The sequence below is a fragment of the Pseudomonas sp. GW821-FHT09H03 genome, assembly GCF_059415945.1.
This window is the reverse complement of sequence record NZ_JBWKOF010000026.1, coordinates 13,850-34,130: the sequence shown is the minus strand read 5'-3', so window position 1 is coordinate 34,130 and position 20,281 is coordinate 13,850. Positions and strand designations below refer to the sequence as shown.

Here is a 20,281-nt window from a genome sequence, read left to right as displayed (position 1 = left end):
CCGTTTGACGCGGGGTGTTTAGTTTTTCTAAAGGCTTTGTCGTCAAGAGAGACTAATCTGTCCGGGTGAAGGAGGATTACGCGTCTACACCTTCTATCCATGTAGCTCCAGGCCACTGTTTGTCGACGACCAGCTGTCGCGCCACATCGACGATGACCAACCGCGTTGCCAGCGCCGCCGGAGAGAGTTCGTCGTCAGCCAGCGTCGCCAGAAGATTACGCCGGCCCACATGAGGATCGGCAATCCTGATCAGTGAAAGTCCGGACCCGTCTTTCAATGCAGCGGCCGCCCCCGGTTGTATCGTTGCTGCATGACCTGCCCGAACGGCGTTCATCAACACAGCGAGACCGTCGACTTCCATAATGACATTGGGTGTTAGCCCAACTCGCTCGAACGCACTCATCAATGCCGAGCGCAATCCATGTTGCGCGCTGGGCATCACCAGCGGCAGGCCGCCGAGGTCTGCTAACTGCACGCTATCACCAGAAGGCGCTTGAGGCAGACTGGGCGAGGCAATGACAAACAGCTTTTCATCCAGCAGCGGAGTCACGCTCCAGCGTTTACCCCCTTCGAGCTGGAACAAGATGGCCAGATCAATTTGCCGTGCGTTGAGCTGCGCCGCCAAGTGGCCGGAAAGCATTTCCACCAAATGCAGTTGTATGTCCGGATAACGCGCACGCATTGCGTTGATCAACGGCAACGCGAGCACCGTTGCGGTAGTCGGCGGTAAGCCGACGCTGACATAGCCGCTCATTCGCCCGCGATGGGCGGCCATGATTGCGTTTTCCGCCTGGCGTAGCGTCAATTGGGCATGGTGTAAAAACGCAAATCCGGCGCTAGTGGGCGTCACGCCGGTAGAGGTTCGATTCAGGAGGCGGGTGCACAGTTCGCTTTCCAGCTTGGAGATTTGCTGACTGAGGGCTGACACACCAACGTCCAGTTCAAGTGCCGCACGCCCCAGGCTGCCAAGCTCAATGATTTTTACGAAATAGCGCAGTTGTCTCAATTCCAATGTGGCTGCTCCCCGCGAATTTGCTATTCAAATACCTGAACGTTTGCCACGCAAGTTACGAAGCCCGAAGGGGCAGCATTGTCGCAGGTTTGGGTTGACCGTTGAACGCGTGCACTTCGTCGAGGACGGGTAGCAGTTTCGACCCGAAGCTGTCATCGAGACTGTGGCCCGCGACCAGAACAGCGACGAACCGCACTGGCCGCAAAACTGACGAAGCACTGATCCCGAAGAGCGGTAAGTCGTGATGCACTCCGCGCCCTGGATGATAGGCACGTGCATTATTTTATTTCGTAACTGACGGCGGCACAGAGACAGCTGCCTTGGAAAGTGCTGGTCATTTTTTGAGGCAGCATGGTAACTAAGGGGGTCAATTTAAACGATTGGCACGGGGAGTGTCGAATGACTGTTCCTGGCCGATTTCTGCCTGTCGCGAGCGGCAGATATCGGCTGTCGATCCAACCGCTCCACGCAGCAGATTAGCCAGGCTTTTGCGCACCGATTTATCGTCGTCCACGATATAGACAATGAGCATGGCACTGGACGATGGCGGGGGGGGGGGGCCAGTGTCGATCGTCATGAAGAGTCCTGCATGGCAAACGGGGCCTCTGCGGCAATCAAGCCAAACAGGTTGACCAGGCTGACGAGCGAGCGCGTCTGCATCTTCTCCATGATGTGTTTGCGGTGGACTTTGGCGGTGACTTCACTGGTCCCCAGCCGGTTGGCGATATGTTTGTTGGACAGGCCTTCAACGATCAGCGGCAACATTTAGCGAAAAAGGGGACAGCGAAAAAGGGGACAGCGAAAAAGGAACAGCGAAAACGGGAAGGTTTTATTTTTCCGTCCCCCCTTTGGACATAGATCCGCTCCCTTTTTTTCGCGGTTTTTCAACGGCGGGATTCCCAGCCTGTCGAACCCGCTCCCTCATCATTGGCTATGACGGCGTCATACCCGGCGCCCATCTTCCCCAGGGATAGGGCGATCTCTATTCTGCATAACCGCTACCAGGTCTATGCATCTAAGATATAGCCAGCTTCCACTCCAACTCCCGTGCCGTATGCCTCGTACTCCAACGTCGCCCGGCATGAAAAAAATAAAAGGAGATCTCTGCATGCAAGGCTCTGCGATCAATACATTCGATTTCCAATCGCTGCCATCAGCGCTGCTCGAAGAACTGACTTCCCTGCTCGGTACCAGGTTCAGTTCTTCAGTGAGTGTGCGCGAGCACCACGGCAGTGACATTTCCGCCCTCGATCCCATGCCGCCGCAAGCGGTGGCCTTTGTGAACAGCCTTGCAGAGATCGTCAGCGTGCAGAAGGCCTGCCACACCCATCGAGTGCCGATCATCCCCTACGGCAGCGGCAGCTCTCTGGAGGGTTGGCTGCATGCGATACACGGCGGCATCTGCATCGATGTGTCGGGCATGAACCAGATCATCGAAGTGCGCATCGACGACATGGACGTCACGGTACAACCAGGGGTGACCCGCAAGCAGTTGAATGCTGCGTTGCACGGTACTGGCTTGTTTTTCCCGATTGATCCGGGTGCCGATGCTTCACTGGGTGGCATGGCGGCCACCCGAGCGTCGGGTACCAACGCAGTGCGCTACGGAACGATGCGCGAAAACGTCCTGGCCATGACGGCCGTACTTGCCGATGGTCGTGTGATGCAGACGGGTGGCCGGGCACGCAAGTCGTCGGCAGGTTATGACCTGACTCACCTGTTGGTCGGCTCCGGCGGCACCCTGGCCACCGTTGCCGAGCTGACGGTGAAATTGCACCCGATCCCGGAGGCCATTTCGGCGGCCGTGTGCAATTTTCCCAGCGTCGATCACGCGGTGCGCACGGTTATCCAGGCCATCCAGTTGGGCATACCGATGGCGCGCATTGAACTGATCGACGCACTGACGGTTCGCGCGCTCAATGCCTACAGCAAGACCACGTTGCAAGAGGCGCCCTCGCTGTTCTTCGAGCTGCATGGCTCCGAGTCCGGCGTCAAGGAACAGGTGGAAACGCTACGCATGCTAGCCGACGAGCAGGGTGGACAGGACTTTGAATGGGCACTGCATCCTGAAGACCGCAGCCGGCTGTGGCAGGCGCGGCATGATGCCTACTTCGCCGCACTGGCGCTGCGCCCTGGCTGCCGCTCGGTCACGACCGATGCGGTTGTCCCTATCTCGCGACTGGCCGAATGCATCGAGGCAACGGCCATTGATCTGCAGGAACACGACTTGCTGGCCCCCATATTCGGCCATGTTGGCGATGGAAACTTTCATGCGGTGATCCTCATCGACCCGGACGATCCGGCACAATTGGAACGGGCAACCATCGTCGCGCACCGTCTGGCCGAACGCGCCATCGCCATGAACGGTTCGTGCACCGGAGAGCACGGCGTCGGCCTGACCAAACAATCATTCCTGTTGTCGGAATTTGGCCAGAACGCGGTAGACACTATGGCTGCCATCAAGGCAGCGCTGGACCCGCAGCAATTGATGAACCCCGGGAAGATCTTTGCCCGTGGTACACCGGTGGCGTAAACCCGAGATTGCAAGAGGTACGCGTATGGAAATTCGTCAGCTCAAATACTTCCTGGCCGTTGCCGATGCGGGCAGCCTTTCAGCGGCGGCGCGCAAGGTGCTCATCGCGCAATCGGCGTTGAGCAAGCAGATGTGCGCGCTGGAGGATGAATTGGGAGTGACGCTGTTCCATCGCAGCAATAGCGGCATCGCCATCAACGAGGCGGGCCAGGTGTTCTACGAGTATGCCCTGGGCATTCTCAAGCAATTGCGCGATGCCAAGGCGGCGGTCCTGCCGGGGCATGGCGTATTGACGGGGTCCATCGTAGTGGCGCTGCCGCAGAGTGTTTCGCCGATCATTGCCCTGCCGCTGCTGCAAGCGGTGGGCCGGATCTACCCTAAGGTGGAGCTGCAATTGAATGAAGAATTGACCGGCAATCTGGTCGATCAGTTGATCCGTGGCAGTGTCGACATCGCGCTGTTCACACCCACCGGATTGCCTGCGGAAGTGAGCTTTACGCCACTGATCGAGGAGGACCTCTATCTGATCCATCGCGCCAATGACCCTGAGGCGCCGCCAGCCGGCGAGGTGACCCTGGCCCAGGCCGTGGCGCGGCCGCTGGTCTTTCCCAGCAGGGCCCATAGTCACAGCACCCGGGCCGTCGTCGATCTTGCCCTGGCACAGCAACAGCGCGCGCCCGCCGCAGTGGCCATGGAAGTCAACTCGGTCTACATCCTCAAAAGTGCCGTCGAGGCCGGCATTGGCCCGACCATCATGCCGCTCAACCTGGCGATGCGGGAAGTGGCGGAAGGGCGTTTGGTTGCCCACCCCTTCGTTGTGCCTGGCGTGTTCCGGACGCTGGGTATCTGCACCTGCGGTACGCGACCTGCCAGCAACCTGCGGACCTTGATCGCGCAACTGATAAGCCAAGTGGTGCACGACATGTGCCGATCTGGTGAATGGCCTTCGACACGCTTACTGCCTGCTACCTGAACAAACGTTTCATTTTCGCTTCGACAACAACAATAAAGAGGCTAGACATGAACCAACCTCCACTTCCTGCGGGCGTGATGCCCGACCACGCTTTGAAATCAGCCTACCGCAAGACGGCCTGGCGGATTATCCCGCTGTTGATCGTCTGTTATCTGGTCGCTTATCTGGACCGGGTCAACGTCGGTTTTGCCAAGTTGCAGATGCTCGACGATCTGAAGTTCAGTGACGCCGTTTATGGCTTGGGCGCGGGTATTTTCTTCGTCGGCTACCTGATGTTCGAAATCCCCAGCAATATCGCCTTGCACCGCTTTGGCGCTCGCCGCTGGATCGCTCGCATCATGGTGACCTGGGGGCTTTTGTCGGCGGCAATGATGTTTATCGAAACGCCCCCGGCCTTCTACGCGCTGCGTTTGCTGATCGGTATTGCCGAGGCGGGTTTCTTTCCCGGCATCATCTTCTATCTCACCACCTGGTTCCCCAGCCATCGACGCGGGGTAATGACTGCCATGTTCATTATGGCCTTGCCCGTTTCGAGCATGCTGGGCGCGCTTATCTCGGGTTTTATCCTGCAACACCTCAACGGCGTAGCCGGGTTCGCTGGCTGGCAATGGATGTTCGTCATTGAAGGGCTGCCCGCGGTAGCCCTGGGGGCGGCGGTCTTCTTCCTGCTTCGTGACAGAATCGCTGATGCTCACTGGCTGACACCTGAAGAACGCCAGGGCATGCAGGCGGCCATCGATCGCGAGGCTTCGCAGAAACAGAGTCATCGCCTGCGCGACGGCTTGGTCAATCCGCAGATCTGGCTGCTCGGCGCCGTGTATTTCTGCCTGGTGCTGGGCCAGTACGTGATCAGCTTCTGGCTTCCGACCATCATCCGTAACAGCGGGGTGCAGCAACCAGTGGTTATCGGCGTGCTCAGTGCCATCCCCTATGCGGCCGCCGTTATCACTATGGTGCTCGTAGGTCGCAGTTCCGACCGGCGTGGGGAGTATCGGTGGCATTTGGCGATTTGCGCCGGCGTCGGCGCACTGGGCATAGCCTTCGGCACTTATTTCGGCGACAACCTGTTGCTCGGCATGATTGGCCTGACCATAGGCACGGCCGCGATGATCAGCAGCCTGCCGGTTTTCTGGGGCATGCCCAACGCAGTGGTTGGTGGCGCAGCCGCAGCGACAGGCGTGGCGCTGATCAACTCACTGGGTAATATTGCCGGATTCTTCAGCACGATTGTCGTGGGTTGGTTGACTCAAGTGACCGGCAACACCCATGCGGCGATGTACATCATGGCTTCGCTCCTGGTCATCGGTGGTGTACTCGGCTTGCTCGTTTACCGCCTGCGCCCCATACCTGTCGCCCAGACAGTTTAAATAACTGACAGAACTTCCTGGTCAATTGTAAAGCGCATGCGCTGAGGCCTCAGTACGCCCTGATGAAACTGTCAGGGCCAGGCTGAGCTCGTCTCGAAAAAACCTGCGCGCCATAAAAACAACAATCAAAGAACAACAGGAGCACATAACAATGACAAAAAACTCCCCTGTAAATCGTTTAATGCTGTCCGCCATTGGCTGCTTGTTGGCCGGCCCGGGTATTGCTTTCGCTGACTTCCTGGCGGACAGCCAGGGCAACCTGAGCGTGCGCAATTTCTACTTCAATAACGACTATAGAAATCAGCCAGGTCCTCAAGGCCAGAGCAAAATACGCGAGTGGGGCAATGGCTTCATGCTTGATCTCAAGTCCGGCTACACCGACGGCACATTCGGCTTTGGACTTGATGCACTTGGTACCTTGGGCGTACGCCTGGACGGAGGGGCAGGCAATCATCGGGGCAGTTCCATGTTTCCCGATGACAGCGATGGCGATGCTGTTCATGAGTTCAGCCGGCTGGGGGTCACCGCCAAAGCCAAATTATCAAACACCGAACTCAAGGTTGGAACGCTGCTACCCAAACTACCGATCCTGGTAGCGAACGACGGCCGCCTGCTCCCACAAATGTTCGAAGGTGCAATGTTGACCTCCAAACCCCTCGACAATTTGACTCTGGTTGGCGGGCGCATCAACAAAGCCACCGGGCGAGCGTCGACTAACGATTCGGGGCTGGCCGTGGCTGGAGGGCGGCGTGAAAGCAACAATTTCTCCTTCGCCGGGACAGACTATCAATTCAGCAAACAGCTTCTTCTACAGTACTACCATGGCAAACTCGAAAATTATTACGACCAAGACTTTCTTGGCTTGGTACACACGTTCCCCATTACCGAAGGGCAAACATTCAAAACCGATTTGCGCTACTTCCGAACCCGGGCGGAAGGCAAAAACGATAGCGCCCAGGGTCGCGCCGCCGGTTACACACTCAGCGGCTTTGGCGATACCCCGGGCCGGATAGACAATGACACCCGGGCGGCAATATTCACCTACAACGTGGGCGGCCATTCGGTGACAGGGGGTTATCAGAGTGTGTCTTCCGGCAGCAATTTTACCCAGTTGAACCAGGCCAGTACGGGCGAAGGTGCCGCCGGTTCCAGCACCTATCTGCCTACGGACAGATTCGTCTCAAGCTTCCTGCGGGCGGGCGAAGATACGGTGTTCGGCATGTATTCCTACAACTTCGTTGCTTGCGCAGTCCCTGGCCTGACAGCGTCCATCGGCTACTACCGGGGCACCGATATCATCCAGGCCGGTGCACAGGATGGTCGGGAGTGGGAGCGCGACATCATTGTTGATTACATCATTCAAAGCGGTAGCTTCAAAGGGCTGGGATTTGGCCTTAAAAACGCGATGCTTCGAAGTGATGTACCGGTTGACGGCGCCCAGGATCAGACGCGACTAGTGATGTCCTACACGCTTCCCCTGTTTTGAATTCAACCCCGCCAAGGGCTTCCATACAATCGCCCGGCCGCCGTGTTCGGGCCGGGCAACGGTACTCATGATGACCAAGACTGCAAACACTCATGTCAGTAGTGCATCGGCGTCCAGGCTGGAAACTATCCGCAGTGTGGCTCTGCACATGTTCGTCAATGAGGGGTATCAGGCCGTGAGCATGCGTCAGCTTGCCGATCACGCCGGGTTGCAAGCGGGCTCGCTTTATCATTACATCGAAAGCAAACAATGCCTTCTGTTCGCATTCATTGAGGAACACGAGTATCAGTTGCTCCACTGCCTCAGCAAAACGGCCCTCGCGCGCTTCGACCCAAGGTCCGCATTAGGGCACTACATTGGCGCTTACTTGCGGTTCGCCTTGCCACGGCGCCAGTGGCACATACTGTCCACGCGCGAGAACTACTGCCTGGAACCCTCTCGAAGGGTGAAAATCGATGGATTGCGCACCAAACAAGCGCAGCTTTTAAAAGACATTATTGCATTGGGCATGGCTGGCAGACGCTTCCAGGTCGATGACCTGAACATCACGGTGGCCACCGTGCGGGCCATGCTGGACGGCGTGGTGCTGGGGCCGCTGAGCAATGATTTCCGGACGGAAGTTATCATCAAGGACGTACAGCTGATGGTGCTTAGGTCACTGCTCATTGACCGGCAATGATCCAGCCTTTAATTAAATCACGCGGGAGAAAATGCCAAGTCCGTCGCCCTCAGGAATCTGCCGAGCCATGTTTTGGGTTTCTTGTTTGGCAAAGCGGGTGTTGATGTACCACCGCGTCCTGGTCGGCTTGGCTTGATCATCGACGACTGGAAAGGTACATGGGCGCACACCAGTGATGATCCGATTATCCTGATCGGACTGACGCCTGGCACTCATTAGTTTCTTTTTGAAGTGGCCGACCCGACTTACAAAATCCTCACCCGTACGGTAGTGAGTTTTACAGTTCCGGAAAAGTACCCAACGTGCGCGCCGCATAGACGATGCTCACGCTGCGAACCCCTGACTGTTGTGTGTTCATGGCTCACTGTTGTGATTTCAAAAAATCGAATTTCCAGGCACATCTCAATGAATGCCTCTGGTCAATTTCAGTCTGGCGCGAAGGACAGAAAACGACCGATTTGTTGAAAAAGTCGGCCAATAGCTGTCGGTCGCAACGAACAGCAACCGGCAAGAACAGTTGGGTCGCCTGCAAAATCAAGGGCGCTTCCCTCAGCCGAACCTGAGTCAAAGGTTCGCGAATAAGTTTTCAGCTTGTCTGGATGAGAATATCGCGCAGTCGGTCCAACGCTGGATCTATATCCAACGTCTCGATGGCGCCGTAGCCAAGCAGCAGCCCTGGCTGTTGCGCTGCCGTATAGAAAAAACCGTTCAACGGGTAGACGCCAACATCGACCTTCCTAGCCAGTTCGGACACTTGCACAACATCCAGATCCGTTTTCCCCAGCACTGCCAGGTGGAAGCCTGCGACTGAAGGTACTAGCTGCAGCCAGGGCGACAGATCGTTTTCAATGCGCGCCAGCAGACGTTCGCGGCGGCTAGCGTAGATACCATGACAGCGACGGATATGCCGCAGCAGATGACCGTCGTTGATGAATTTGGCCAAAGCCCACTGAATCAGCGCAGGGCTGTGCCAGTCGGTTAATTGCTTGGCCGCGCTCACCGCCTCCAACAAGGCAGGCGGCAGTATTGCGTAGCCAAGCCGCAGTTCCGGCTGCAATGTCTTGGAGAAGGTGCCGACATAGGCGACCACACCATGTTGATCCAGGCTCTGTAGCGAGTCGATCGGGCGGCCGCCGTAGCGGAACTCGCAGTCATAGTCGTCCTCGATAATGATCGCGCCGATGCGCAGGGCCTTGGCTAGCAATGCCTCGCGCCGCTCCTGACTCATGGGCATACCCAAAGGAAACTGATGCGAGGGAGTCACGTAGATCAGCCGCGCATGTTCGGGTATCAGCTCGATAATCATTCCCTGGTCATCCACCGGCACCCCAACAACCTGCGCGCCTTGGGCGGCGAACAACAGGCGGGCCGGCGGATAACCTGGATCTTCCACGGCCACGCAGCAGCCCGGCTCAATCAAAACGCGCGAGATCAGATCCAGAGCCTGCTGGGCACCATTGCTAACCAGCACATCTTCGGCCGTACAGCTCAGACCTCGGGAAAAAGCCACATGCCGGGCAATGGCATCGCGCAGGGTCGGCAGGCCCTCTGCAGGGCCATACATACCTCCGGATTTGGCGCTCTGGCGCAGGGCGTATTGCAGGCTACTGCGCCACTCATCCAGAGGAAAGTGACTCTTGCTGGTAGCCCCTCCGATGAAGTTGTAGCGCAGAGTGCCATTCTGTCCTTGGTGATTTAGAGGCAAGGATGTCATCCGCCACTTTTCGACAACCATTGCACTGGCCAGATCAGTGTGGCACTGCTTGCGGCCCTTCTTGGCGACCCGTGCGTTGACGAAAGTACCGGCGCCGACCTTACCCACAAGCAAGTTGTCGTAGGTCAGCAAGGCATAGGCGTCGGCTACGGTCTTGCGCGAAATACCAAGCTGTTCAGCCAAAAGGCGGGTTGGCGGCAGTTGCGTGCCGGCTGCTAGGCGGCCGTTCTCGATGGCCTCGCGCAACTGGCGATAGAGCTGCCCGACAAGATCCTTACGTCCCTGAACGACAATGTGCAGCTCCATCTCCGCTCCTTTTGGCTGATCTAGTTGCACATTACCGAGTGGCCTGGCGATAGAGAGGGACGAATTGGTGTGCCAGTTTACCTCGGAATTGGATATTGGTCCGCAGCCGCTCTGTCACTAATGTGGGGCTGTGCCACTCACCCCGAGGTCGTCCCCATGCAATCCCGTCTAGATTACTACGCCGCTTCACCAGAAGCACTCAAGGCCATGCTGGCACTGGAGGCCGCCATCAGCCTATTGAGTATCGACAAACCGCTGTTGGAGCTGGTGCGACTGCGCGCGTCACAACTCAATGGCTGTGCTTACTGTGTTGATCTACACAGCATCAATGCCCGCAACCTCGGCGAAAGCGAGAGACGCTTGCATGGGCTGGCTTACTGGCGTGAGGCGCCGTTTTTCAATAGCCGGGAAATGGCCGCTCTAGCCTGGACCGAAGCCGTCACTCTACTGACCAGCACCCGAGTACCGGACGAGGTTTTCCAACAACTGCAAAGCGAGTTCTCCCCCCAGGAGATGGTCGACCTGACGCTGGCCATCAACACCATCAACAGCTGGAACCGTCTGGCTGTCAGTTTTCGCCATGGCCCAACGGCCTGAGGAGTTAACCATGCAACGTCAAACACCTTGGAAAATGCTCAGTGCCTGCCTGCTGCTAGGTATGACCCTTCCGGTATTCGCCCATGACGATGGCCAGGAGCAAATCGGCAAGCTGCGCGAAGAAGTGCTGCAAGATGCCCCTGGCAAGCGCGCTCTGATGATCACCGTGAGCTACCAAGCAGGCCAAAAGTCCACGGCCCACGTACACCCAGGATCGGTTTTCGCTTACGTCCTAGAAGGTTCGGTGGTGTCCCAATTGCAGGGCCATAAACCGGTCACCTACAAAACCGGCGAATCCTGGTATGAGCCGGCAAATACACCACATCTGGTGTCGCGCAATGCCAGCGACACCCAGCCAGCCAAGCTTTTGGTATGGCTACTGCTGGACGAGAAGGCACCAGTGAAATTACCGCTAACGCAGTAAGTCCGATGCATCAGGCCTGGCCGTCGGCAACATGGCCGGCCTGATCCTGGCCATGCTTACCCGGAACAGCCTCTATCACACAGGTCGCCCGTTACAGCTACTTTGGCGCATTCAAACACGTACCACTGGTGAGCTTTGTGCCCCACGTCCTGTGGCTGGCAGCGTTGGCTGGACAATGGCCTTGCTACTGTTCCTGAGCCACTCCCCCTTACTTTACCAAGCCCGACAGATGGCCAGCCCGATGCAGCTATACCACAGCAGCCTGCGACCAATCTACGCTGAAGATCCGGCCCGCCAATGCAGGTTGGCTTGGTAGTGGCAACTAAATTCGCACCATTGCTGCGGCAAACAATTACTGGCGAGTGAATCGTCCATAAAGCCGCCATTGGCCTCCTGATAAAGCGCGCAATTGGCTATTCGACCTCGCGAACTCCAGCGCTAGGATAGCCAACAGCAACCACCAACCCCGCATATCTGGAGACACCAAAATGAGTAATCGAATCGAATGGGCCAAGCAATCCCCCGACGCCTACAAAGCGCTCGTCGGCCTGGAACAGGCGCTGGCCAAGTCCGGCTTGGAAGCCTCACTGCTGGAACTGATACGCCTGCGTGCCTCACAGATCAACGGCTGCGCTTACTGCGTGAACATGCATGCTAATGACGCGCGCAAAGCTGGTGAATCCGAAGCACGTCTGCAAACCCTTACCGTCTGGCGCGAAACCATTTTTTTCACCGAGCGTGAGCGTGCCGCCCTGGCCTGGGTCGAAAGCCTGACCGAACTGGCGACCAAGTACGCCCCGCAGGATCAGTTCGACGCGCTACGCGAACACTTCAACGAAAGCGAAATCGTCAGCCTGACCCTGGCAATCGCCACCATCAATGCCTGGAACCGTTTCGGCGTTGGCTTCGCCATGGTGCCTTAACCTACCCAGCACCCGGAGTTTTGGCTGAGCGATTACCCGCATGCGCTGAGCGCCAGGATCGTGTCTAGATATTTTCTGCCATTGGAGCGTCGGCCAGCCCAGTTTCCGAACTCAGGCGGGCTGGGTTTGGCTGACCGCTTATGGCCGATTCTGTTAAAAAAGTAGCTCCCCTGTCTGGCCTGCGGCAAAGTCTCTGCATTGGCCAGCGGGTAAGCACGCAGCATGATGGGACAGTTATCGAGTGGGCAGGAGCGGCTGTTTACTCGTTCAGCCTTAAAGATCACATTCCAGCCACTCACCTTCTGCGGAGCATTGAGCAGTGCCTCGATCTGAGCGACTTGCGTCATTACCTCGCCGATTTTTACAGCCCGATTGGGCGTCCGTCGATTGATCCCGAACTGATGATTCGCATGCTGAGCAACGCCGGCATATCAGCGCTCTCGCCACGAACGTAAAAAGGTCGAAATGTTGTTTGCCCACCTCAAGCGCATCCTGAAATTGGATCGCCTGCGGCTACGTGGCATTACTGGCGCGACGGATTAATTCACGCTGGCCGCTGCGGTGCAGAACCTGCGACGGCGGGCCAAATTTTCATCTCAAGGGCCAGCAGTCACGGGATAGGTGCGCCTGCACCAAACAAAAGACCTCAAATTAACCCGATAACAGAGCAGCAAAGGTCACCGAAGGGCCGAAAAACCACTCAATGTGGCGAGTAGGTTCTCCGGTGGTGGTCGTGCCTGAGTTAAGGCCATCTGAAAATCCGACTTTTTCAACAGAATCGACCCATAGCGGACATTGGCGAAACTTAGGTGTACGAGTACTGAGTAGCGTCCGCAAACTCACTTTCCGAACGGTGAGTAGCAGTTTGAAAGTCGCTAGCTGGCCCAGTTTTTGTTGCTGGCGCTTGCTGTAGCGTATGCCTACACTCCAAAAACCTATCATGCCAGTGCAGGGCGGTGGACAAACTCGTGCAAGGGCGTTCACAAGGATATGTCGAGTTGGATCGTGAGCAATTACCTACCAGCAGGTGCATTTTGAAAACAAAACCGTGCTGGGGAGCGTTGCTTGCGCTGGGAGGCTTGTTGGTGCTGGGCATGCCATGCGTGGAAGCACGTACGCTGTCCCAGATTGAGGAAAGCGGCGTCCTGCGCATATGCGTGGCTGGCTCAAGCGCTTCCTTCTACCGGACTAATGCGGAGGCGTTCGCGCAATCACTCGGTTTACGCCCACAGGTAACGGAACTGCCGAGTTTCGATGCGCAGTTTCACGACGATCGGGGCGAGACCGTACGCGGGGAAAGCTACGACCCGAAGCTACTCGCCGACGGCCGCTGTGATCTTTATCCAAATGACTTGCATATCATCCCTTGGCGCGAAACGAAGATGTTGCTCGTGCCCTACTACCGGGTACGCAACCTGGTCATCGTCCATCGCTCCAACCAGCCCCTGAGCAACGAGGTGTCTGATTTGCTCGGTCTGACGGCGGCAGTGCAGAAGGGCACGGACTACGAGCAGTGGATCGATGAAGCCAACCGCGGTCCTCTCTCCAGTCAGCCGGTCAGAATGGTCTATGCGCCAACCGAACAGGCGGTGAAACTGGTCGCCGATGCGAAGGTGGATTTCACGGTATTGGGTAGCGAAAGCGCGCTGCGCTGGGCTCGTGAAGATCCCGAACGTCTCTCCATTGCGTTTCCGGTCAGCGAAGCGACCAGCGTTGGGTGGGGTGTTGCGCGCAACGCCCCGGATCTCGCGCGAGCGCTGGAGCGGTTCTTCCAGTCCAGCAATCGCATTGATTCGCCGCTCGATGCGAGCTGGCGGCGGTACTATCGCGTATCGCTCATGGAATACCGGCTGTTCGAGGATTCCTTCAACGAGGACAGCCTCGATATCAAAACCGTAATGAGCTGGGCGATCCCGAGCTTGGTCGCGGTCCTGCTGTTGCTCGGCGCCATGCTGGCCTGGAACCGACGCCTCAACCGGGAAGTGGACGAGCGCAAGCGCGTTGCCGCAGAGCTGGCCGAGCGCGAAGCTTTCACCCGCGCGCTCATGGATACCAGCCCCGCCAGCCTGGTGCTGGCAGACCGGAACGGGGCCGTCAGGGAAGTAAGCCAAAGCTTTTCACAGGCGACCGGTTATGTCAGCGAGGACCTGCTCGGGCGCCACGCCACGAGCCTGTATGTCGATCCTGAGGAGCGCGAACGCTTCCTCGAACTGCTGACACGAAACGGCAAGGTCGAACACTTCGAGACCCGCCTGTTGCACAAAAATGGATCAATTCTCTGGGTTCTGGTCGGTGCATCATTCGTGACAATCCACGGTGAGACCCTGGTCGCCAGCTGGGTGCGCGATGTCACGGATCATCATGCGGCAGCAGTGGCGCTTAGCGAAGAACGCGCGCGGCTGCAGGCAATCCTCGATACGAGTCCAATCAACATAGCCTTTTCTACCCAGGGCGTGATCCGCTTCGCCAACCCCCGCTTCTGTGAAACGTTCGGCGTAGGCGTCGGTGACGCTGCTTCGCAGATTTACGCGAATGGGCATGATCGCGAAGCCATCGTCGAACGACTCACGGACGACGGCATCGCAAAGGGCCAGGAAGTACCGATGCGTGACCGGCAGGGGCGCGAACGCACCATGCTTGTCACCTACCTGCCAATCCAGATCCAGGGGGAGCAAGGGCTGCTCGGCTGGCTGCAGGATATCACCGAGCGCAAGGCAGCAGAGCACGCGCAGCAGCGGGCGAAGGAGATTGCTGAAGAGGCGACGCGGGCAAAAAGCGACTTCCTTGCAAACATGAGTCACGAAATCCGCACGCCCATGAATGCGATCATCGGCATGTCCTACCTTGCGCTGAAGACTTCGCTGGACCAGCGGCAGCGCGATTATGTCTCGAAGATCCATAACGCGGGCACTTCGCTGCTTGGCATTATCAACGACATCCTCGACTTCTCCAAGATCGAGGCCGGCAAGCTGAGCGTCGAGGCAGTGCCGTTTGAGATCGATGAGGTGCTCGACAACGTGTCCTCGCTGATTGCGCAAAAGGCCTACGACAAGGGCATTGAGCTGCTGTTCGACCGCGCGTCAGACGTTCCCAAGACGCTGCTTGGAGATCCACTGCGCCTGGGCCAGGTCATCCTGAACCTGGTCGGCAACGCAGTGAAATTCACCGAGCATGGGCAGGTGACGGTCGTGGTTCGCAACCTGGGCCGCACCGGCGGCAAAGTTCAGCTGCAGGTTCGTGTCCGCGATACCGGTATCGGCATGACTCCCGAGCAATCCGGGCGACTCTTTGAGGCCTTTGCCCAAGCCGATAGCTCTACCACGCGACAATTCGGCGGTACCGGGCTGGGCCTTGCCATCTCGAAGCGCATCGTCGAGCTGATGGGCGGAACGATCGGGGTGGACTCCGAACCGGGCAACGGCAGCACGTTCTCTTTCAGCGTCTGGCTTGGTCTTGACCAGCACATGCGTACGCAGCACCAGATTGTCCCTGCGGAGCTCGCCGGAGCGCGCGTCCTGGTCGTCGATGACAATGCCGACGCGCGCCAGATCCTTTGCGACATGCTTCGCGTAGCGGGGCTTTCGCCGGTCGCGGTGGCGTCAGGCGAGGCTGCTTTGGAGAGCCTTCGCGGTGCTGCGGCCGACGACCCGTTCCGGGTGCTATTGGTGGATTGGCAAATGCCAGAGATGGATGGCATCGAGACGACGCGCCGGGCTCTTGGCCTGCAGCCTGCACTGTACGCTGTCATGGTCAGTGCATTTGGGCATGACGAAATGCATGCCGCTGCGCAAGCGGCCGGCATTCGCGCGTTCCTGGTCAAGCCGGTCAACCAGTCCTCGCTGGTAGAGGTACTGGTCAACTTATTCGCGCCGCAAACGGGCGTGGTGGCGCTAACCGTACCCAATGCGCAGGCGCAGGTGCTCGCCGGAGTGCGCCTGCTCGTCGCGGAGGACAACGAAATCAACCAACAGATTGCCAGGGAGCTTCTCGAGGCTGCCGGTGCCCTGGTGGAAGTTGCCGGCAACGGCTGCGAGGCGCTGTCAATGTTGGCTGCAGCGCAATACGACGCGGTGCTGATGGACGTACAGATGCCGCAGATGGATGGTCTCGAGACGACCCGGCGTATTCGCGTCGAGCCTCACTGCGCACAGATCCCGGTGATTGCTATGACCGCACATGCCATGGTCGAGGACCGGGAGCGCTGCATCGAGGCGGGCATGGTCGACCATGTGACCAAGCCCGTGGAACCGCAAGCACTCATCGCCACGGTTCTGCGCTGGGTCGTACCTGGGTCGGCGGCAGTGGAGCCGTCCAGCGCCGCATCGGGCGAGGAGCGCCTACCGGACATTCCAGGGCTGGATAGCGCCGACGGACTGAGGCGAGTGGCGGGCAATCGCCAGCTATACATCAAGCTGCTGGGTCAATTTGCCGACCGCTGGGCTTTGGCAGGGCAAGCGCTGGGGAACGCGCTGCGCGCGGGTGATCGGGCGACGGCCGAGCGAATGGCCCATACCGTGAAAGGCGTTGCAGGCAACCTCGGCTTCAGGGGCCTGCAAGTCAAGGCCGGTAAGCTGGAAACCGCGATCAGGGCGCACGCTGAGTCGGACGCATTGGTGAATGAATTGATCGAAGCGCTCTCGCTGGCCGTGCATGCGATTCGCCAAGCGCTGGGTAGCGGCCAGGCAGCACCGGCAGTGGTATCGAGCGTCGACTGGGCACAGCATGCCATAGCGCTCTTGCACCTGCTGGAGGCCAATGACGGAGCAGCGCCGGATTATATGGAGCAGTATGCGGATTCGTTGCGCGGAGCACTCGGCCAGGACAGTTTCGAGCAGTTGCTGAATGAGGTGGACAACTTTGACTTCGAAGCCGCACGGCTAACACTCAAACGTGCATCGACGGCCCGCGATACCCCGTGCTGGAGGGAGCATCATGAGTGAAACGCTAAACTACTCACTTAGCCCGATCATCCTCATTGTCGATGATACGCCGGAGAACATTAAGCTGATCAATGGCCTGCTGAAGGACATCTACCGCACGCGGGTGGCCATCAGCGGTGAGCTCGCGCTGAAGGCAGCGGTGCAGGAGCCTCGCCCGGATCTGATTCTGCTCGACATCATGATGCCTGATCTGTCGGGGTATGAGGTGGCAGAGCAGCTCAAGCGCGATCCGCGCACCGCTGATATCCCGATCATCTTCATCACCGCCATGGCGACAATGGAAGACGAGATCCTGGGTTTGCAGATGGGCGCCGTGGACTACATCACCAAGCCGATCAACCCACCCATCGTGCTGGCTCGGGTGGAAACCCAATTGAAGATCAAGGCGGCCGCCGACTTTTTGCGTGATCAGAAGGCTTACCTTGAGCAGGAAGTCCAGCGCCGCACCGCCGAGGTCACCGCCATCCAGGATGTGACCATTCAGGCCATGACCTCGCTGGCCGAAGCCCGCGACAATGAGACAGGTAACCACATTCGACGAACTCAGCACTACGTCAGACTACTGGCCGAGATGCTTCGCGAACATCCGAGGTTCCAGCATTTTCTCAATGACGAGAGCATCCGCCTGCTGTTCAAGTCGGCTCCGCTGCATGACATCGGCAAGATCGGCATACCCGATGACATACTGCTCAAGCCGGGGCGCCTCACGCCGGAAGAGTTCGAGACGATGAAGACCCATACGGTACTGGGACGCGATGCCATCCGGCATGCCGAAGAGCAGTTGGGCATCTCGGTGGAATTTCTGCGCCTTGCCAAGGAGATCGCCTACAGCCACCACGAGAAGTGGGATGGTACCGGTTATCCCGACGGGTTGAGTGCCGATGACATCCCCATCAGTGCCAGGCTCATGGCGGTGGCGGATGTCTATGACGCGCTGATTAGCCGACGCGTATACAAGAAGAGCATGTCACACGATCAGGCGCTGGAGATAATCCGCCAGGGATGTGCTACGCATTTCGATCCGGAAATCTGCGAGGTTTTCCTGGCCAACCATGAGCAATTCCAGGCTATCGCGGTGCGTTTTGCTGATAGCGGTCAGGATGGTTAATCAACGCGTCGCCGTGAAATCAATGCCCAGGGCTTTTGGTCATTTTTTTGAGGTTTGGAAATGCCCCGTAGAGGCAATGCGCACTCCATCGATCATTTGGCATCACATCTGCTTGAACGTCCGTCATGGGTCGTTCTCTGCCGGTCGTAACTACGGCGTGTGCTGGTCCATTCAGTTTTCAAGCTGCGAAACACGCGCTCCATCGGGGCATTATCCCAGCAGTTTCCACGAGGTAATTACCTGGTTGCCATAAACCACTTTTTTGAGTTGTTAACCTCAGTGGTTTACAGATCAAAAAATTGGTTTACAAGGTGTCTAGCGAATCCACTGTGATTCAAGGTGCGTTGACGATGTCGCCTAAGGTGAAATGGACCTTGTCGCGCCCACTGTTCTTGGCCGCATACAGTGCCTTGTCGGCTTCGTTGAGCCAGTCTGCGGCGTCGGTCATTGCACTGCAGCACGATGCCAAGCCGATACTCAGGCTGACTCGCAGCTCAGGCAGTTGCTCATTGCGGTAGTTGCCCATTGCCCCTCGCAGTCGCTCCATAATTTCGCCGGCCTGGCTCAGTGGGCTGTTGGGCAGGATCACACAGAACTCGTCTCCACCAAAGCGACCGGCCAGGTCACCTTGGCGAAGGTTTTTCTTAAGTTCGGCGCTCAGCTGGCGTAGCACGCTGTCGCCAACGAGATGGCCGTAAGTATCGTTGATCTGTTTGAAGTGATCGACATCAATGATCGCGATCACCGTTTCGAAGCTCTCCTGCCGGGAGGCGAAAAACTGCAGGTGAAGCAAATCCTTCCACGCCCCATGATTGAGCAGGCCGGTGAGACTGTCGGTACAGCTCAGGGCGCTAAGACGGCGCTTGTGGTCGGCGAGATTAATGGCCAGGCGATAACAGACCCAGCCCAGCGCTAATGGGTAGAGCGTCAGCATCGGCAAGCAGGCGTAGATCTGTAGGGCGGTTGCAGTAAGTTGCACCTGCGGGCCGAACAGTGTTATCGCAAGCAGAATTCCGACAACTTGGGCCAGCGCGCCATGCACGAATAAACGCTGGCCGCCTGCAGCGACGTTGTTCATCGTCATCATCGAAAGGATGGTGACGGCAGGCAACGGATTGAACTGCATGGTCGCGGTCCAGAACCCGCCCATCACTGAGTCGTAGAGTAAGTTGCGCCGCTCCGCCTGATACGGCTCACCAGCACGGGTGGCCAATTGATAGGCCAGATGCGGCCAAACCAAGCCGTTGAAAAGCAACAGTACCCATACCCATCCCGGCAGGCCCAGCGGCGCAATGGCGGCCAGTACGCTCAGCATGCCAATCGCCAGGCCAATAAGGCGTGGCAGGTAGATTCGTTTGGCAAAAGACTGTCCTTTGCCAATCTTATTTTCAATTATCCCATTACCATTCATGTTTCGCTCCCTCGATCGTTATCGACCACTGCAGGAGTCGCCGTTAATCGCATAATTCGCATAAAAATTCTTCAATATTAACGGGAGTTTAAGAGCGACCTTGCAAGCGCTCTCAATGCTTAGGCAAACCGCTCTGACTCCTGGTCCGCCACGATCATACAAGTCTCGCTGGCCTTTCGATCATAATATTGAATCGCCAGCAGAACGTCTTCTGAATCGGTGGTTTCATAGGCACATCTGACGGGCTGTTTTTGGCCGCTTTCTGCATGTCACGATGGGCAGAAATCGACCCTAAGCGGTCTTACGACTTTCGCGGAAGCGGACGTTCAAAGTGGATGCTTCCACATATTGGGCACGCCAACACCACGTCGGCATCTCTGTAAGGGGGTATCTGTCATTACAAAGCTCCTGAATCAGACCACATACCGGGCCATCAACCAATAGCCCATAAATCCGAATCACGTCACCGCCAGGACATGCCCCTGCATTGGGCCCCTACGCTCACAGAAAAGCGTATTTGCCTCAGCGGGACAGTGACCGGTCTGAATTGAGTGGCCGATTAAACGTCAATCAGGCGAACTGCCTGGCGCGAATCAATTGTTGGAATAAATCCGATGCCTTGGTGCTCTGTGATCCACTTCCGAGTCAGCTCTATATCGAAATACCAACCGTGGGTTTTCATCAGCACAAGCGCCGCACCCGTAATTCGACAATGCCCACAGCTCGGACAGGTTCTTTCCTCGTATTCACCATCAGTTTCAAAGACAGCCGCAGTTTCAACACAAATCAAGCAAGTCATGAACTACTC

Annotated in this window: 17 protein-coding genes and 2 pseudogenes; 13 read left to right on the top strand and 6 right to left on the bottom strand. The window is 57.6% G+C overall.

The features are described 5' to 3' along the window. Positions 1-76 precede the first annotated feature (76 nt). The 3 genes from AC07OG_RS25430 to AC07OG_RS25420 all read right to left on the bottom strand — a co-directional run bounded on the left by AC07OG_RS25430 (position 77) and on the right by AC07OG_RS25420 (position 1,777). A complete protein-coding gene (locus tag AC07OG_RS25430) occupies positions 77-1,012 on the bottom strand; it encodes a LysR family transcriptional regulator (RefSeq protein WP_121102046.1) in 936 nt (311 codons plus the stop codon). 367 nt (positions 1,013-1,379) lie between these two features. Next, positions 1,380-1,589, bottom strand: a complete 210-nt coding sequence (locus tag AC07OG_RS25425; protein WP_495068429.1) for a hypothetical protein — start codon at positions 1,587-1,589, stop codon at positions 1,380-1,382. Further along, on the bottom strand, positions 1,586-1,777 hold the full coding sequence (locus tag AC07OG_RS25420; RefSeq protein ID WP_495068428.1) for a LuxR C-terminal-related transcriptional regulator: 192 nt from the start codon (positions 1,775-1,777) through the stop codon (positions 1,586-1,588). The genes AC07OG_RS25425 and AC07OG_RS25420 overlap by 4 nt, the downstream gene beginning before the upstream one ends. Positions 1,778-2,120: 343 nt before the next feature. Between AC07OG_RS25420 and AC07OG_RS25415 the strand changes: the two genes are divergently transcribed. The 6 genes from AC07OG_RS25415 to AC07OG_RS25390 all read left to right on the top strand — a co-directional run bounded on the left by AC07OG_RS25415 (position 2,121) and on the right by AC07OG_RS25390 (position 8,269). Further along, complete coding sequence (locus tag AC07OG_RS25415; RefSeq protein ID WP_495068427.1) at positions 2,121-3,545, top strand: FAD-binding oxidoreductase; 1,425 nt, start codon at positions 2,121-2,123, stop codon at positions 3,543-3,545. 25 nt (positions 3,546-3,570) lie between these two features. Continuing rightward, positions 3,571-4,518 (top strand): LysR family transcriptional regulator, encoded by a 948-nt coding sequence (locus AC07OG_RS25410; protein WP_495068426.1) that lies wholly within the window; start codon positions 3,571-3,573, stop codon positions 4,516-4,518. 47 nt (positions 4,519-4,565) lie between these two features. After that, positions 4,566-5,885, top strand: a complete 1,320-nt coding sequence (locus AC07OG_RS25405; protein ID WP_495068425.1) for an MFS transporter — start codon at positions 4,566-4,568, stop codon at positions 5,883-5,885. A gap of 151 nt (positions 5,886-6,036) precedes the next feature. Continuing rightward, positions 6,037-7,371: an OprD family porin gene (locus AC07OG_RS25400; RefSeq protein ID WP_495068424.1), complete on the top strand. Its 1,335-nt coding sequence runs from the start codon at positions 6,037-6,039 to the stop codon at positions 7,369-7,371. A 70-nt stretch (positions 7,372-7,441) separates the two neighbouring features. Then, positions 7,442-8,050: a TetR/AcrR family transcriptional regulator gene (locus AC07OG_RS25395; protein WP_495068423.1), complete on the top strand. Its 609-nt coding sequence runs from the start codon at positions 7,442-7,444 to the stop codon at positions 8,048-8,050. A 72-nt stretch (positions 8,051-8,122) separates the two neighbouring features. Next, positions 8,123-8,269: a DUF6130 family protein gene (locus AC07OG_RS25390; protein WP_495068422.1), complete on the top strand. Its 147-nt coding sequence runs from the start codon at positions 8,123-8,125 to the stop codon at positions 8,267-8,269. A 367-nt stretch (positions 8,270-8,636) separates the two neighbouring features. On the opposite strand, the gene pdxR is transcribed toward AC07OG_RS25390, so the two are convergent. Continuing rightward, positions 8,637-10,070: a MocR-like pyridoxine biosynthesis transcription factor PdxR gene (gene pdxR, locus AC07OG_RS25385; RefSeq protein ID WP_495068421.1), complete on the bottom strand. Its 1,434-nt coding sequence runs from the start codon at positions 10,068-10,070 to the stop codon at positions 8,637-8,639. Positions 10,071-10,226: 156 nt separating this feature from the next. On the opposite strand from pdxR, the gene AC07OG_RS25380 reads away from it, so the two are divergent. From AC07OG_RS25380 to AC07OG_RS25350, 7 genes and pseudogenes are all read left to right on the top strand, one after another. Continuing rightward, positions 10,227-10,667, top strand: coding sequence for a carboxymuconolactone decarboxylase family protein (locus AC07OG_RS25380; protein ID WP_495068420.1), 441 nt, complete (start codon positions 10,227-10,229; stop codon positions 10,665-10,667). A gap of 10 nt (positions 10,668-10,677) precedes the next feature. Continuing rightward, complete coding sequence (locus AC07OG_RS25375; RefSeq protein ID WP_495068419.1) at positions 10,678-11,091, top strand: cupin domain-containing protein; 414 nt, start codon at positions 10,678-10,680, stop codon at positions 11,089-11,091. Positions 11,092-11,579: 488 nt separating this feature from the next. After that, a complete protein-coding gene (locus AC07OG_RS25370; RefSeq protein ID WP_495068418.1) occupies positions 11,580-12,014 on the top strand; it encodes a carboxymuconolactone decarboxylase family protein in 435 nt (144 codons plus the stop codon). A gap of 222 nt (positions 12,015-12,236) precedes the next feature. After that, positions 12,237-12,430: pseudogene (locus AC07OG_RS25365) on the top strand (transposase); the annotation flags it as partial. Positions 12,431-12,452: 22 nt separating this feature from the next. Further along, positions 12,453-12,635 (top strand): annotated as a pseudogene (locus tag AC07OG_RS25360) (transposase); the annotation flags it as partial. Positions 12,636-13,012: 377 nt separating this feature from the next. Beyond that, a complete protein-coding gene (locus tag AC07OG_RS25355; protein ID WP_495068417.1) occupies positions 13,013-16,954 on the top strand; it encodes a response regulator in 3,942 nt (1,313 codons plus the stop codon). Beyond that, the gene (locus AC07OG_RS25350) at positions 16,947-18,062 is read left to right on the top strand and encodes an HD-GYP domain-containing protein (protein WP_495068416.1); all 1,116 of its coding nucleotides are present in this window, start codon (positions 16,947-16,949) and stop codon (positions 18,060-18,062) included. Before AC07OG_RS25355 ends, AC07OG_RS25350 begins: the two co-directional genes overlap by 8 nt. Positions 18,063-18,396: 334 nt before the next feature. Here the strand turns inward: AC07OG_RS25350 and AC07OG_RS25345 are convergent, their stop codons facing one another. Then, positions 18,397-19,455, bottom strand: coding sequence for a diguanylate cyclase (locus tag AC07OG_RS25345; RefSeq protein ID WP_495068433.1), 1,059 nt, complete (start codon positions 19,453-19,455; stop codon positions 18,397-18,399). A 577-nt stretch (positions 19,456-20,032) separates the two neighbouring features. Continuing rightward, positions 20,033-20,272, bottom strand: coding sequence for a hypothetical protein (locus AC07OG_RS25340; RefSeq protein WP_060543917.1), 240 nt, complete (start codon positions 20,270-20,272; stop codon positions 20,033-20,035). Positions 20,273-20,281 lie beyond the last annotated feature (9 nt).

What these genes read in the sequence shown, in the direction of transcription:
- AC07OG_RS25425 (WP_495068429.1), bottom strand. Translation starts at nt 1,589, where the DNA reads ATGACGATCGACACTGGCCCCCCCCCCCCGCCATCGTCCAGTGCCATG.
- AC07OG_RS25420 (WP_495068428.1), bottom strand. Translation starts at nt 1,777, where the DNA reads ATGTTGCCGCTGATCGTTGAAGGCCTGTCCAACAAACATATCGCCAAC.
- AC07OG_RS25415 (WP_495068427.1), top strand. Translation starts at nt 2,121, where the DNA reads ATGCAAGGCTCTGCGATCAATACATTCGATTTCCAATCGCTGCCATCA.
- AC07OG_RS25410 (WP_495068426.1), top strand. Translation starts at nt 3,571, where the DNA reads ATGGAAATTCGTCAGCTCAAATACTTCCTGGCCGTTGCCGATGCGGGC.
- AC07OG_RS25405 (WP_495068425.1), top strand. Translation starts at nt 4,566, where the DNA reads ATGAACCAACCTCCACTTCCTGCGGGCGTGATGCCCGACCACGCTTTG.
- AC07OG_RS25400 (WP_495068424.1), top strand. Translation starts at nt 6,037, where the DNA reads ATGACAAAAAACTCCCCTGTAAATCGTTTAATGCTGTCCGCCATTGGC.
- AC07OG_RS25395 (WP_495068423.1), top strand. Translation starts at nt 7,442, where the DNA reads ATGACCAAGACTGCAAACACTCATGTCAGTAGTGCATCGGCGTCCAGG.
- pdxR (WP_495068421.1), bottom strand. Translation starts at nt 10,070, where the DNA reads ATGGAGCTGCACATTGTCGTTCAGGGACGTAAGGATCTTGTCGGGCAG.
- AC07OG_RS25380 (WP_495068420.1), top strand. Translation starts at nt 10,227, where the DNA reads ATGCAATCCCGTCTAGATTACTACGCCGCTTCACCAGAAGCACTCAAG.
- AC07OG_RS25375 (WP_495068419.1), top strand. Translation starts at nt 10,678, where the DNA reads ATGCAACGTCAAACACCTTGGAAAATGCTCAGTGCCTGCCTGCTGCTA.
- AC07OG_RS25370 (WP_495068418.1), top strand. Translation starts at nt 11,580, where the DNA reads ATGAGTAATCGAATCGAATGGGCCAAGCAATCCCCCGACGCCTACAAA.
- AC07OG_RS25350 (WP_495068416.1), top strand. Translation starts at nt 16,947, where the DNA reads ATGAGTGAAACGCTAAACTACTCACTTAGCCCGATCATCCTCATTGTC.
- AC07OG_RS25340 (WP_060543917.1), bottom strand. Translation starts at nt 20,272, where the DNA reads ATGACTTGCTTGATTTGTGTTGAAACTGCGGCTGTCTTTGAAACTGAT.